The sequence below is a fragment of the Rhizobium sp. NZLR10 genome, from assembly GCF_019685125.1.
Taxonomy (GTDB): Bacteria; Pseudomonadota; Alphaproteobacteria; order Rhizobiales; family Rhizobiaceae; genus Rhizobium.
The window spans coordinates 14159-26848 of the sequence record NZ_JABDWE010000016.1; the positions used below are offsets into that span (position 1 = coordinate 14159).

Genomic DNA, 12690 nt, shown 5'->3' on the forward strand with positions numbered 1-12690 from the left:
GGTTCGGAGGAAGCAATGGCGGCAGAGGCAACGGTAAACTTTGAGGTCGGTGGGGATCATGTTGTCGGAACATTGCGTCTGACGGCCTCGGCAAACGCACCGACTGTCGTGCTTCTCCATGGGTTCGGAGGAACGCGGCACGAACTCATGATTTCTCAGACCGGCACCGGTATCTTCACGCATACGGCGGAGAAGCTCGCGTCTCTCGGTTTTTCGAGCCTAAGGATTGACTTTCGAGGTGTCGGCGAAAGCGGCGGACGCTTTCAGGACACGACATATAATCGCCAAATCGAGGATTGCATCGCCGCCATGGACTTCGTCAGCGATCTGCCGTCGGGTGGTCCGAATGCGATCTTTCTGCTGGGATGGAGCCAGGGTGGCCTGGTTGCTGCCGTGGCGGCGGGCCGAACAAATCGACCAGCGGCGGTCGCGCTCTGGGCCCCTGTCGGCGAGCCGAAACTATCCTTTCCAGCCTTGATTGGGCGTGATGTGTATGAACGGGCGCTCGAAAACCGATCGCCCACCAAGCTTCAACTTCCGTGGGGCTCGTCCATGACTCTCGGCCATGACTTCTTTGCCGACGTCGAAAGCCTGGATCCGCTGGACGAGATTGCTAAGTATGATGGACCGGTTTTCCTTGCCGAAGGCAGCCTGGATACCGCCATTCCTGTGGGAACAGCGGCAAAGTTCGCTCGGGCGCATAAGGGGGCACACCAAGTTTGGGAGGCTCCCATGGATCACATTTTCAACACTTGTAAGAACGTCGATATGCTGGACCGGCTGATCACGGCCACGGCAAGGTTTTTTGGTGACCGGCCGGATGATAGATGAGGCACAAGGCTCAACGCCCGCCTCAATGAATACCGGTTCTATTCGACAAGCCCGAGGATCGGGCCGTAACCGCCGTGCCAGGAGCGGTCGTTGCGGCCCATTGCCGGATGGTAAAGCCCGACACCGTTTCCGCCATCGAGAAACAAGGCGTCGGGGCATTTCAGATTATCGCGGAAGAGCCGCGCGAAATCGTCGAAATTCACCCCGTCTTCGCTGATCGCCAAGCGAACCGTGCCGGCCGCGCAGACGCCGACACCGCTTCGGCGGGTTCGATCCGTCGAGCCTGGGATGAAGATCGGGTTCAGCGTGCCGGCGATGACAAGCATCGGGCCGGACTGTGTAGCGAACCGCACTTTGGGCGCAAGCTTCAGAAATTCATCTGTAGGGAGGATGCCTGCGCCGGTTTCACTCAGAAAGAACACGCCGTTCGGCTTCTTGTAGAAATTGGGTACCTGGCTGGCGGAGCTTTCGGCCTTTGCGGTATTGGCGGGTTTCAATTCCCTGCTGTTTTCGACATACAGTCCCATCGGCGAAAAATCGGCCCGGTACATGCCGGCGTTGACGGCCAACACCAGCGTCTTCCCCGCCGCGTGAACGGCTTCGGCAAGGCTTGAAAAGGTGCGGTACGGTGCGCCATCGGCGCCCTTCCAGAACAGGCGGAGGTCGGCTTTTTCAAGGTCCAACGTGCAGACGACGTATGCCGCATCTTCAAAGGTTTCCCGCTCGCATTGTCCGGCATGCGCTCGATGTGGGGACATCATCATTGCTGTCAGCATCATGGCCGCGGCGAGCATGCCCTGTTTCAGATAGGTCATTGGTCTCACGGTCTCGACCTCGTCAAAATGTGCCCGACAAAGCCGTGCAGGCGAGTAGCACGCCCGTCAGGATATTGGCGAGGAAGAGGCGGTAATTCAGGTCGGGGCGGGCAAGGTCGATCCGCCGGGTCTGCCAGGCGAGATGAGCGGCGATGACCAGCATTCCGATTGCATAAGGCGGCGACATGTCCAGCAGCCAGCCGCCGAGCGACCAGGCCCCGACGGCCAGAGCATAGAACAAGCCGATCCACATCTTGCCGTGCCTGCCGAACAGGATTGCCGTCGACTTCAGGCCGAGGCGGGTATCATCCTTCAGATCGACATAGGCGTAGACCGTATCATAACCGATCTGCCAGGCGATGGCCCCGCCCCACATCAAGACGGCGCCGGCCGGAATATGGCCTGCAAGCTCGGCCCATGCCATCAGCATCCCCCAATTGAACGCTGCACCCAGGACGGCCTGGGGCCAGTGGGTGAAGCGCTTGCAGAGCGGGTAGATGAAGACCAGCGGCAGAACCGAGATTGCCACCAGGCACGTATAGGGTGTCAGGAAGAGTAGAAGCGATGCCGCAGCCACGAGTTCCACGGCCAGAAAGACGAAGGCGTGCAGGGTGCGGAGCTCCCCGCTTGCAAGGGGCCGGAAGCGAGTCCGTTCCACATGGCCGTCAAACTTCCGATCCGCGATGTCGTTGACCGTGGAACCGGCACTTCTCATCAGCACGGCGCCGAGAGAGAAGATCGCCAACTGCAAGAAGTTCGGCAGACCGTGCGATGCCTGGATGATGGCGGCCCAGCATGGGAAAAGCGTCAACCAGATTCCGACCGGGCGATCGAGCCGCGCCAGTCGCGTGTATGGCCGCCATGCGGCCGGTAACCGGCGATCCACCCAGTCGCCATGGTTGATGTCGCTGAGATCAGGGCGGCTGAGTGTCGTCATGATGTGATCTAAAATTCCTATCGCAATAAACCGGATGCCTCAGCTTTTCATCGCCATCGGTGACGCCGAGAATAGGAATTTTTGCAAGCACTGCAACGGCAGTCTGCCGTGACTAAAGCGCGTCGCGATCTTTCAGATTCCCTCCTTGCGCTTTAGCTCTTTGTTTTTACGCATGTCGTTGCCGCAAAACCGCTGCAAACTTTTCCGCGACATGCTTTAACATCCCCGCCCGCATGACCTGCCGAATGGATACGCCGGTTATGCGTGAGCCGGCTGGATGCTGTCCTCTACAACGCTGAGGTCCAAGTGTCGCAATTCAATCGTTACGACTATTCCTATCTCCCCGCCCATATGACGTGCGGGCCAGCGCCGCGATCCGGTGCATCCCTTGGCAGGCCGAAGAAGCGCTTTGCCATTTCGGTGGGGCCGAGATCCTCCAGAGATACGAACCCCAGGCTCAGCAATCGCTCGGAGATTTCCTTCGGATCGAAGTGTGTCAGCCACGGTTCGCCGGCCGCAGCCGTGCGCGATCCCATTTCCGCCGCGCGGGCACGGCGTTCGGGTGAATAATTTTCGAGGGGTTCGCTGTAGTCGAAGACGACGGATGCGCTCGGCAGGCCGGCGACGAAGCGCAGCAGGGAAAAGACCGACGCCTCCTTGAGATAGGGCACGACGCCGAGCCAGATGAAGAAGGATGGCGTTTCCAGCTTGAAGCCGGACGCGACGAGGCACTCTTTGAGATCTTCCTGCTCGAAATCGACCGGAACGAATGTCGGCGGGGCGTGCGTCAGCTCGGTTTCGTTCAGCCGCGTCTGCTTCCAGCTTTGCGTGGCAGGATGATCGACTTCGAAGACCTTCAGGCCGGCATGGGGATTGCGCAGTGCAAAGGTGTCGAGCCCGGCGCCGAGGATAACTGCCTGCCGGACGTCTCTTGCTACGGACAGGGCAAGGCAGTCTTCGGCATATCGGCTGCGTGCCGCCATGAAGAGGCGAAAGGATCGCGTAGAGGGGTCCCGGGCTTTCAGGTCAGCCTCGGCGCTCGCCTCCTCACCGAGTATCCGGCGAGCGTAGGGGTCGAAGAAGATTGCGCCGCCATCGACGTTCTGGTGCGCCGCCCTGTAGGCTGCAGCGCCCAGCGCGGTGCGGCTTGGTTCCGATGCTCGCATGAAAGCCTCGTTGTCTGTAAACCTTGGTCCCGACGCCCGGACCGTAGCTGACCCTTGTCATCGCGGGCAGGTTAAAACACGATTTTAACGATGTAAAGATTAGATCAAGACATGACTAGGGATAAAACAGCGACCCGCTATCATCACGGCAATCTGCGCCCCACGTTACTGGCGATGGCAAGGGCGCTTATCGAGGAGGGAGGCCCGGCGGCGCTCAGCATGCGGGAAATCGGTCGCCGCGCCGGGGTCTCGGCTCCGGCGGCCTACCATTATTTCAACAGCCTTGACGCCATCGCGGCGTCACTTGCCGAACAAGGCTTTGCCGAACTCAGCGAAACCATTGATGCCGCCCTGGATGGTCCCCGGCGACACCTGCTTGCCGGCGGCATCGCATATGTCGCCTTTGCCCGCGCGAATCCGGGCCTCTATCGGCTGATGTTCGGGGAGAGTTTTCAGGCCTATTCCAAAGGAAATGAAGCGATCCGCGCCTCGCGGGCGCGGGTTTACCGGCAGATGAAGGACGATCTGGAAAAACGGCTGACGCCTGAGGATGTGCCGATTGCCGCGCTCTTTCTTTGGTCGTTGACGCACGGCCTTGCCTTGCTGATGATAGACGGCCAGGTCGAACCCGACGCGGATCTCGACACGAAGATCGAGGATATCCTGAAGTTCGCCGGCATGAGGCTGCCTGCAGCGAGATAGGCGGTCGACGCCTTGAGCAAAAGCGAAAGGCACGAACATTCGGCAAGGAGCCCAAGACATTCGATCATTACCAAGCGGTACGAGCGGTACCGAGTGCCGTGGTATGAGAGGAAGAAACGTGGGCGACGTACGCCTTGAGCGACACGACACAGTTTCCCGGACAGCTGAGTTTGTGCAACGTCAAGTGCTTCAGCAATAACTCTGCGTCGCGCTTCTCGGATAGCGGAAATGTCACAGTCATGCGAGTTTCTCCAACGAACAACCTGAGCGTCTACAGAAATAGTGGTTAAATTTTTTTGCGCTGCAACAAGAAAATTTTAATAATAAAATTAAAATCGATTAGCTTTTCGGGTGGGATTTTTAAAATCGTTTGAAATTTGGTTCTGCGCTGGAAGCTTTCAATTCGCCGTCGGATGCAAGGCCGACCGCTCATGTTCCCTTGCGGGCTGCCCAGCTTCGGAGCCGCAATCCGTTCAGCCTGATGAAGCCTTCGGCGTCGTGGTGGTCGTAAGCGAGGGAGCTCTCTTCGAAGGTGACGAGGTCGGCGGAATAGAGCGAGCGAGGGGAGGTGCGAGAGATGACCGAGGCGCATCCCTTGTAGAGCCTTAGCGTCACTTCGCCGCTGACGAAGGCCTGGCTCCGGTCGATCAGGGCTTGCAGCATGTCCCGCTCGGGGGCGAACCAGAAGCCGTTGTAGATCAGCTCGGCGTAGCGGGGCATGATCTCGTCCTTCAGGTGGGAGGCGGCGCGATCAAGCGTAATCGATTCAATGCCTCGATGGGCCGCAAGCAGGATCGTTCCTCCTGGCGTCTCGTATACCCCTCGCGATTTCATGCCGATGAAACGGTTTTCGACGAGATCGAGCCGGCCGATGCCGTGTCGGCCTCCGATCCTGTTGAGCTCGGTGAGCAAGGTGGCCGGCGTCATCGCTTCGCCGTTTACGGACACCGGATCGCCGCTCTCGAAGCCGATGGTGACGGTCTGGGGGGTATCGGGAGCGTCGATAGGGTCGACCGTGCGCTGGTAGATGTATTCGGGCGCGACCTCGGCCGGATCTTCGAGGATTTTGCCTTCGGTCGAGGTGTGCAACAGGTTGGCGTCGATCGAGAAGGGCGCTTCGCCGCGCTTGTCCTTGGGCACCGGAATCTGATGCTTCGTGGCATATTCCAGTAGCTGGATGCGGGAGCGGAAGTTCCACCGGCGCCAGGGAGCGATGACCCTAATCGATGAATCGAGCGCATTGACGGCGAGTTCGAGGCGGATCTGGTCGTTACCCTTGCCCGTCGCGCCGTGGGCGACGGCATCCGCGCCGACCTCGCGGGCTATGGCGACCAGATGCTTGGCAATCAGTGGCCGGCCGATGGAACTGCCGAGCAGATACTGCCCTTCATAGAGCGCGTTGGCCCGCAGCATCGGAAAGACGAAGTCGCGGACGAATTCCTCCCGTAGATCGACAATGCGGATGTCCTTCACGCCAAGCATCTCCGCCTTTGCCCGCGCCGGCTGAAGCTCCTCGCCCTGGCCGAGATCGGCGGTGAAGGTGACGACCTCGCATCCGTAGCTCTCCTGCAGCCATTTGAGGATGATCGAGGTATCCAACCCGCCGGAATAAGCGAGCACGATTTTATTCATTTTTCCTACCATTGGTCATCTCCACATCGATGTTTGGAACGATAGGTCATGTCTTGCGCAATGAGCTTGCGAAGCGTCCTCAAAATTGCAAATAATTGGCATATTCTGCCATTTGTATGGAAACTGGAGCTATAACATGCCGACAGGGCTCGATGCGATCGATCGCCATATTCTGCGCGTACTTCAGCGCGACGGGCGCATTTCGAATGTCGAGCTGGCAAAGGAGGTGGGCCTGTCACCTTCGCCCTGCCTGCGCCGCGTGCGGCTGCTGGAAGAAGCCGGGATCATCGATCGCTATGTCGCCGTGCTGGATCCGGCAAAGGTCGGGGCGGGGCTGACGGTTTTCGCCCGCGTATGGTTCAAAACTCAGGATGCCGAGGTCACCCTGCGCTTCGCCGAAGCCGTGAGACGGTTTCCCGAGGTGATGGAGTGCTACCTGACGACGGGCGAGTGCGACGCCGTGCTTCGCATCGTCACCACCGATTTACACAGCTATTGGCGTTTTCAGGCCGACCACCTGACCCGCATTCCGAGCGTCCTCAGCGTCAAGACCGACGTGCCGATGGAAACGCTGAAGCGAAGCTACGAGCTGCCGTTGCGATAGGTCACGCGTGGCTCCTTGCCCGTCGGATGGGTGCCGACGGGTGGCCCGCCCCGTCTTCGAGGCCCCTGCGGGGCGCCTCAGGATGAGGCTGGAGAGAGGGCCGTGCTGATACAGGGTCACATCGGTCAGCCCTCATCCTGAGGCGCGGAGGCTGAAAGCCGGAGCCTCGAAGGACGAGGGCGGGTGATTGGGCGAACGGTTGCAACATGTTCATCGCATCCCCACGTGCCCTTGAAACGGGTAACGGAGCAGCCATGCACGACCGGGAGCAGAAGCCGAGCAATGGGGGATTCTTTCATGATTTTCAGTCGGGATTGGAAGCTATTGTCGAAGGGATCTGGGAGTTGGATTCCGAGATCGCTCTTCTGCTGGCGGTCGCACCCCTGCTGATCCTTGTTATCTTCTACGCATTCCGCGCTCTGTTTCGGCTGGGACGGTGGGTCTGGAACGCTTGCCGATCCGGCCGCGCCAAGAAGGCGGTTTCCAGATCGGCTGAGGCGTGATTAAGGAGCGCCGTTCAGGAGACTGTTGCTCCAGGGGTCAGTGGCCCTCGATTTCAGCCTCGGCCAGATGAAACTCGCAGGTCCGCAACGCTTCCCGATTGATCGAAAATCGGATTACTCCAACATCCCACCATTGGAAGCGTGGGCCCTCGGAATCGCTGCAGAGTTGAAGCAGGAGAATTGCATCGTCTTCGAGGTCGGATTGTAACCCGTCGCCGGTTCCCACCATGCGGTGTGACAAGTACCCGTTCAGCTCGGCCTGATTGGCGGGATTTCCGGCAGCAACCAATTCCGGTTCCATTTCAGCAATGCCGGGAAAATCGGTAAGAAGGGTCGTCAGAGATGCGCGGAAGGCCGTTTCGAGATGCGGGTGCAATCCGTAGTCTCCCGCTTGTTTTCGTAGTTGACGGCCCTCTTCCACGACGTTCAGAACCTTTTCGCGAAGTTCGGGGGAAAGCTTGGTTGCTCTGCCCAATGCGGTGAGGCTGCCAGTCAGCGCCATCGCTTGCTTCTTCCAACCGTCGTAGGCCTGCATCAAGGTGTCGGAGGGTTCACCCCAGTGCTCAAGAACATCATCCAGCGGCAGCGCATTTTCGCACCACTCATTTCTGGCTTCATTCAAAAGCATGACCGCGTCTTCCACGCGGTATGGCAGGCTCCATGATTTCAGCTGGATTTTAGAGTGATACCAGTTTTCTCCCTCTTCTCTCCGCAGCATTGAAAGGCAGTCATATGCCAGGTCGCTGATGTCGGACATTTCGACATCCACGCGAGCTTGGGGAGGCTGCTTTTGAGAGGTCTCAAGTGTCTTCGGCGCCTGGAGCTTGAACGGATTTATCCTCGTCCAAAAATTTCGGATGGCATCCGGAATGCCATTTGGCTCGTCGAAATCGGCCGGCTCCATGGCAATGGCGTTCTCAAAAGGCCGGACCCGAGGATCGTCTGATCCTGAAAATCGTGGGATGTCCCATAAATCGATCACGGTGAAGCGAACGGTGCACCTCGGGAAAAGCTCGCCTTTCGGGCTCTCTGGATTTCGATAGTTGCTTCCCGGTGTTTCACCGTAATCTAGATGATCGATTCTCCACCCGGCGTCCTCAGGAACTGAGCGGCTGGGAAAATCCGCGGCGTTGCCAGGGTAATAGAGAACACGCCAGGCATCCGAACCGTAGGTCTGGAGCGGCTCGTTGGATTCCGCCAAGGCAAAGAAATAGAGCACCCCCGTTTTCGGAAGCGCGCCGCGAGCCTCGATTTCAGGCAGTTCCTCCAGATTGATTTGCGCCAGGAAATCCAGCGATGCCTTTGTCCCATCCTCGAATTCGATCGTGGGCCAATCGAGGCTCGGCGGAAGATTCGGTTCTCCTCCGATCTGTGACAAGAGCCCCAGAGCTTCATTCGGTGGCCAAACCCGGTCCAACCTGATGCTTTTCTTGCGGTGAGGGCGCATCAGTGCAGCCGCCTGCTCGATTGTAACTGTGGGCGCCGTTCGATTGATCATTATGATTTTTCCGACTCTTTGCAGATAAGTGCCGGCGGGCGTGGATCCTTCAAGTCAGTGCCGGCTGAGCGTTGCACGCTATCTCAACGGTGCCCAAGAATCGTAAACTTGTTCAGCCGTTGGCGTGCCGCTCTGTGTGGCATTAGGCCGCTGGCCGGCCGGTGCGTTTCAACCACATCCGCCGCGTCCAGCGCGTCTCGCAAAAGGTTCTTTCGCAACGCTGCGGAAGCCAGAGCGCGGGCGCCGATTTGGCCCCGAAGCTTTGGGGTAACCCTGTCAACTATCACAACGCGCGGGACGCTAATTATCCGGAGCTGACATTGGAATTCCTGACGGCGAAAGAGGTCTTTCCCGTCCGCAGCCGCGGCTTCCTCAAGCGTGCATCGGCGGGACGCGCCTGAGGATCTGAAGCAGCGCACGTTCATTCACGACAGATTCCTCATCGACTGGGCGGCTTGGCTGCAAAGCACCGACTTCAGGGGTTGCCTGCGACGTTCAAAACATGATTTCGAATAGCGGCCGCACTTTCCCCAGGTGATGCGAATGTTACGTCCAAGACGAGCGTATTTTGATGCCGCGGATCGAGAACAGAAGCTCGTCGGCTGCGTTCTCTCGAGGCTTCTACATCTATTGATTTTAAGTGGACGCGGCGTGCGGGTGTAGAAATGCGGCGTGCCAACTCATCCTCGTCGCATAGCAATCGGATCGGCGCCAGCAAGGCCTGGCGCTGTTGAGCCGCGGCAGCAATTTGTTGAAAAGTGCGCATGCTACGCTGATCGCCGTCAATACCGGCATGCGTGAAGATGAAGTTTGCCGAGGAAGCGCTATAGGCGACGATCGCATCCAAGACGGCTTGCCGAACTCTTCCGGTGTATTCCCATATTCCGTTTGGGAGGGGAGATGTCCCGTCATCATCGATGAGGCGCAGTATCGGGTTATTGAACCAATGATTGTCGACAATCTTTGCGGAAAAAAGGGGGCTCAATTCTTTGGCGATCGCGAGTTTCCCGACGCCTGGAAAACCGATCAGCAGAATGAAAATATTCATACGGAGCAAACCTCCCCACTCTCGTCTGACATAGTCCGTGTGGCGCAATAGGGCTTTTCAATCCTTGCAGCTTACGCTCATTCAACTTGGATATGGATATGGTCGTCGTGGCGGGCGGCGCGGCAACCTTGGAAGCGGACATGGCTGTCGGTAATGCCAAGCGCGTTCTTCAGATGCGGCTCGATGAAGATCTTCTGCAGGCCGAAGCGCGCCACGCCTTCGCTCGTCAGCCAGGCGACCGCGGCCGATGTGCGCTGCTCCTCGATGCCATAGGCCGGAAACAACGGCTGCAGCGCGTCGAAATCCCAGCGTGTGGTAAGCCAGTCATTGCGCCCTTGGCATGGCAATTCGTCGCCCGGCGCGGGCTGCTCGAAAGCGAAATAACCGATCGGGGAGCGGGTGACGCCATCCAGGAAAGCGTCGTCCGCATCCTTGTAATAATAGGCGAAGTCGAGCTTTTTTCCGTCGGCATGCGAAAGGTGCGGCAGCAGCGGAAAGCCGTTGACGAAGGGGAAATTCGCATCCAGCGCGACGGTGACGGTACCGGGAAATTCCTCGTTCATGTGGGCGGCAAGCGCTTTTGCCAGATCGCGCAGGTGAGGGGTGACGTAGTTGCGGTTCAGCAGGCAATAGATCGGGGAGCGGACCACGAGCCTGTCTGTGGCGCTTGATATGCAGGAGAGGGGTACCCGCCCGACCATCGGGGCTGCGAGGCTCGCGGCAAATGTCGCACCGGCATAGCAAAACAGGAAGATGGCGAGCTTCGTCAGAAAGCGCCGGATGCCCCAGGCGCGCGACGCGGCCAAGGCGATGAGATAGGCGATGCCGCCGATCTGCGTGAGCAGCGTCAGAAGGAGAACGATCAGGACGTGGAGAGCAAAACGGAACACGGGGGAGGCCTTGCGGGACGTTACCATCCCTTAGGCGAGGGGATGGGGATCCGCAAGATGGCTGCAAACCGCCGACCGGCGAGACCTCTGCTTTTGATCTCAGAATTGACAGGATCAATTATCTGACTTAAGTCAGATAATATGGCTTGCGATCCTGTCTCCCGCGTCCGTCGCTTCAACCGTGCCGTCACTTCCGAAGTCGGCGCTCTCGACAGCTCTTTCCTCGGGCGCGGGCGTCCGCTCGGGGCTGCCCGCGTGCTCAATTCGATCGGACGGGGACAATCGGATGTTGCCGTGATCCGCGATTACCTCGGTCTGGACTCGGGCTTGATGAGCCGTCTGCTGCGCAGTCTGGAAGAGGAGGGGCTCATCGAGACGGTGCCGAACCCTCAGGACGCGCGTCGCCGCATCGCCAGATTGACCAAAATCGGTCAGTCCGAGTTCCAGGCTTATGAAGCGCTTTCCAATGCGCAGGCGGAGGGATTTCTGGCACGCCATCGCCGCCCGGAAGAACTCCTACGCGCCATGGACATCGTTGCTTCCTCGCTGAGGCGCGACCAGATCGTGATCGAGGAGACGGACCCTCGGCACGAGGACGCCAGCTATTGCCTGAGCGAATATTACGGCGAACTTTCACGCCGGTTTGAGAAGGGCTTCGATGTATCGCTGTCCCGCGATCCCGACGCCAAGGATATGACCCGTCCGCGCGGTGCGTTCCTGGTGGCTTTGTCCGATGGCCTGCCGATCGGCTGCGTCGGGTTGAAGGGTAGCGGTGGCGAGGTCGCGGAGATCAAAAGGCTCTGGGTCGCCCCCTCCGCGCGTGGCCTCGGGCTCGCAACACGCCTCATGTTTGCCGCCGGGACCATCGCCCGCGAGCTATCCGTCAAGCTCCTCCGTCTGGATACGAACAGTGCGCTTTCCGAGGCGCAACAGCTCTATCGCGGAACCGGCTGGCATGAGATCGACCGGTTCAATGACGACCCATATCCCGACACGTTTTTTGAAAAGCGACTTTAAGCCTCTCGAGCCACCGCCGTCGGGTCCTACTGGTGGTCCAACTGCTTCGACAGCTCGGTAAAAAGCCTGTCGCGGTCAGTGTTCATCTGGATGAGATCGACGGCAATGGTGATGGCGCGGCGCCCTTCGATGCTGTCGATGTCGAGCTTCCTCTCGCAGCACCATAGCCGAACTGCATCGGTGACGATTGTTATTTCATCATCATTGAGTGAGATGAGCGATAGGAGCATCGTCGTGCCATCCGAAAAGCGGCAAGAGCACCTATGGTCTCTCAAGCGGAAGTGCCGATGCCGATGGGCCGATGGCGCTCACTCTACGCTCATTCCCCAGCTACACCACCGCTATTTCTCTGACACGGTTTGGTGCCTGCCCGGCCGGACGCCCGTATCCTCTGGCAATCTGAGCTTGTCGATCGGCATCATGCTCAAGACAGAACGTTTCGAGGAATGCGTCCTCGGAGCGTTCGTAGATCTCGACGGACATGCGCGCGAATTGAAGAATGCCGGCGCCTTGTTCTTTTTCTCACGGCCGTCAGACCGGAACCTGCCATGACTGCTTGATCTTCTGCATCGGGATTTCCGTCTTGATGTTGCGGACGCCTTCGATGCGGCCGAGGTATTCCATCTGGAAGCGCCTGTAGCCGTCCAGATCTGGAGCCACGACCCGGAGGATGAAATCACAGTCGCCGGCCATCAGATGGCATTCGACGATCTGGGGCAGCTTCTCCGCCGCACGGCAGAAGGCCGCCGTCGTCTCTTCGTCCTGAGCCAACAACCAGATGCGGACAAATACGCTGAAGCCCATGTCGAGCTTCACCGGGTCCAGCAATGCGACGTAATGTCTGATGATCCCGGCTTCTTCGAGCATCCTGACGCGCCTCAGACACGGTGACGGAGACAGTCCGACCTTGGCGGCCAGTTCGGTGTTCTGGATTCTGCCGTCCTGCTGCAGGACGCGGAGTATGGCGCGATCTATGGAATCCAGCTTCATTGGCGTCCTCTGCTCGTGATTGGCTAGTCATTGGCACGGGATGCCAATAAAATGGCA

Annotated in this window: 15 protein-coding genes; 6 read left to right on the forward strand and 9 right to left on the reverse strand. The window is 58.9% G+C overall.

Annotated features, from left to right (window positions below; all coding sequences use genetic code 11):
- Positions 1-15 precede the first annotated feature (15 nt).
- Positions 16-831 carry an alpha/beta hydrolase gene (locus tag HJB82_RS22240; protein ID WP_221141441.1) on the forward strand — a complete coding sequence of 272 codons (816 nt, stop codon included), beginning with the start codon at positions 16-18 and terminating at the stop codon, positions 829-831.
- A gap of 38 nt (positions 832-869) precedes the next feature.
- Here the strand turns inward: HJB82_RS22240 and HJB82_RS22245 are convergent, their stop codons facing one another.
- From HJB82_RS22245 to HJB82_RS22255, 3 genes are all read right to left on the reverse strand, one after another.
- Entirely contained in the window at positions 870-1646 is a 777-nt protein-coding gene (locus HJB82_RS22245; protein ID WP_207580902.1) for a phosphodiester glycosidase family protein, read from the reverse strand.
- Positions 1647-1668: 22 nt separating this feature from the next.
- Positions 1669-2583, reverse strand: a complete 915-nt coding sequence (gene ubiA / locus HJB82_RS22250; RefSeq protein ID WP_221141442.1) for a 4-hydroxybenzoate octaprenyltransferase — start codon at positions 2581-2583, stop codon at positions 1669-1671.
- A 335-nt stretch (positions 2584-2918) separates the two neighbouring features.
- Complete coding sequence (locus tag HJB82_RS22255) at positions 2919-3749, reverse strand: SAM-dependent methyltransferase (protein ID WP_207580900.1); 831 nt, start codon at positions 3747-3749, stop codon at positions 2919-2921.
- A gap of 111 nt (positions 3750-3860) precedes the next feature.
- Between HJB82_RS22255 and HJB82_RS22260 the strand changes: the two genes are divergently transcribed.
- A complete protein-coding gene (locus HJB82_RS22260) occupies positions 3861-4451 on the forward strand; it encodes a TetR/AcrR family transcriptional regulator (RefSeq protein WP_207580899.1) in 591 nt (196 codons plus the stop codon).
- Between the two features lie 429 nt (positions 4452-4880).
- Here HJB82_RS22260 and HJB82_RS22265 read toward each other — a convergent pair whose 3' ends face one another.
- Positions 4881-6095, reverse strand: coding sequence for an argininosuccinate synthase (locus HJB82_RS22265; protein ID WP_221141444.1), 1215 nt, complete (start codon positions 6093-6095; stop codon positions 4881-4883).
- A 124-nt stretch (positions 6096-6219) separates the two neighbouring features.
- Here HJB82_RS22265 and HJB82_RS22270 point away from each other — a divergent pair, with 124 nt between their 5' ends.
- On the forward strand, positions 6220-6687 hold the full coding sequence (locus HJB82_RS22270; RefSeq protein WP_221116779.1) for an Lrp/AsnC family transcriptional regulator: 468 nt from the start codon (positions 6220-6222) through the stop codon (positions 6685-6687).
- A 254-nt stretch (positions 6688-6941) separates the two neighbouring features.
- Positions 6942-7190 carry a hypothetical protein gene (locus tag HJB82_RS22275; protein WP_221141446.1) on the forward strand — a complete coding sequence of 83 codons (249 nt, stop codon included), beginning with the start codon at positions 6942-6944 and terminating at the stop codon, positions 7188-7190.
- Positions 7191-7227: 37 nt separating this feature from the next.
- Here the strand turns inward: HJB82_RS22275 and HJB82_RS22280 are convergent, their stop codons facing one another.
- Entirely contained in the window at positions 7228-8688 is a 1461-nt protein-coding gene (locus HJB82_RS22280) for a YwqG family protein (protein ID WP_259673990.1), read from the reverse strand.
- Between the two features lie 248 nt (positions 8689-8936).
- Here HJB82_RS22280 and HJB82_RS22285 point away from each other — a divergent pair, with 248 nt between their 5' ends.
- Positions 8937-9089: a hypothetical protein gene (locus HJB82_RS22285; protein ID WP_221116781.1), complete on the forward strand. Its 153-nt coding sequence runs from the start codon at positions 8937-8939 to the stop codon at positions 9087-9089.
- A 74-nt stretch (positions 9090-9163) separates the two neighbouring features.
- Here HJB82_RS22285 and HJB82_RS22290 read toward each other — a convergent pair whose 3' ends face one another.
- Together HJB82_RS22290 and HJB82_RS22295 are read right to left on the reverse strand one after the other, a co-directional pair.
- Positions 9164-9736 (reverse strand): AAA family ATPase, encoded by a 573-nt coding sequence (locus HJB82_RS22290; RefSeq protein ID WP_221116782.1) that lies wholly within the window; start codon positions 9734-9736, stop codon positions 9164-9166.
- Positions 9737-9813: 77 nt separating this feature from the next.
- Positions 9814-10626: a hypothetical protein gene (locus HJB82_RS22295; RefSeq protein WP_221116783.1), complete on the reverse strand. Its 813-nt coding sequence runs from the start codon at positions 10624-10626 to the stop codon at positions 9814-9816.
- Positions 10627-10767: 141 nt separating this feature from the next.
- Between HJB82_RS22295 and HJB82_RS22300 the strand changes: the two genes are divergently transcribed.
- Entirely contained in the window at positions 10768-11643 is an 876-nt protein-coding gene (locus HJB82_RS22300; RefSeq protein ID WP_221141448.1) for a helix-turn-helix domain-containing GNAT family N-acetyltransferase, read from the forward strand.
- A 26-nt stretch (positions 11644-11669) separates the two neighbouring features.
- On the opposite strand, the gene HJB82_RS22305 is transcribed toward HJB82_RS22300, so the two are convergent.
- Together HJB82_RS22305 and HJB82_RS22310 are read right to left on the reverse strand one after the other, a co-directional pair.
- Complete coding sequence (locus tag HJB82_RS22305; RefSeq protein WP_207580894.1) at positions 11670-11873, reverse strand: hypothetical protein; 204 nt, start codon at positions 11871-11873, stop codon at positions 11670-11672.
- Between the two features lie 301 nt (positions 11874-12174).
- The gene (locus HJB82_RS22310) at positions 12175-12633 is read right to left on the reverse strand and encodes an Lrp/AsnC family transcriptional regulator (RefSeq protein WP_221141450.1); all 459 of its coding nucleotides are present in this window, start codon (positions 12631-12633) and stop codon (positions 12175-12177) included.
- Positions 12634-12690 lie beyond the last annotated feature (57 nt).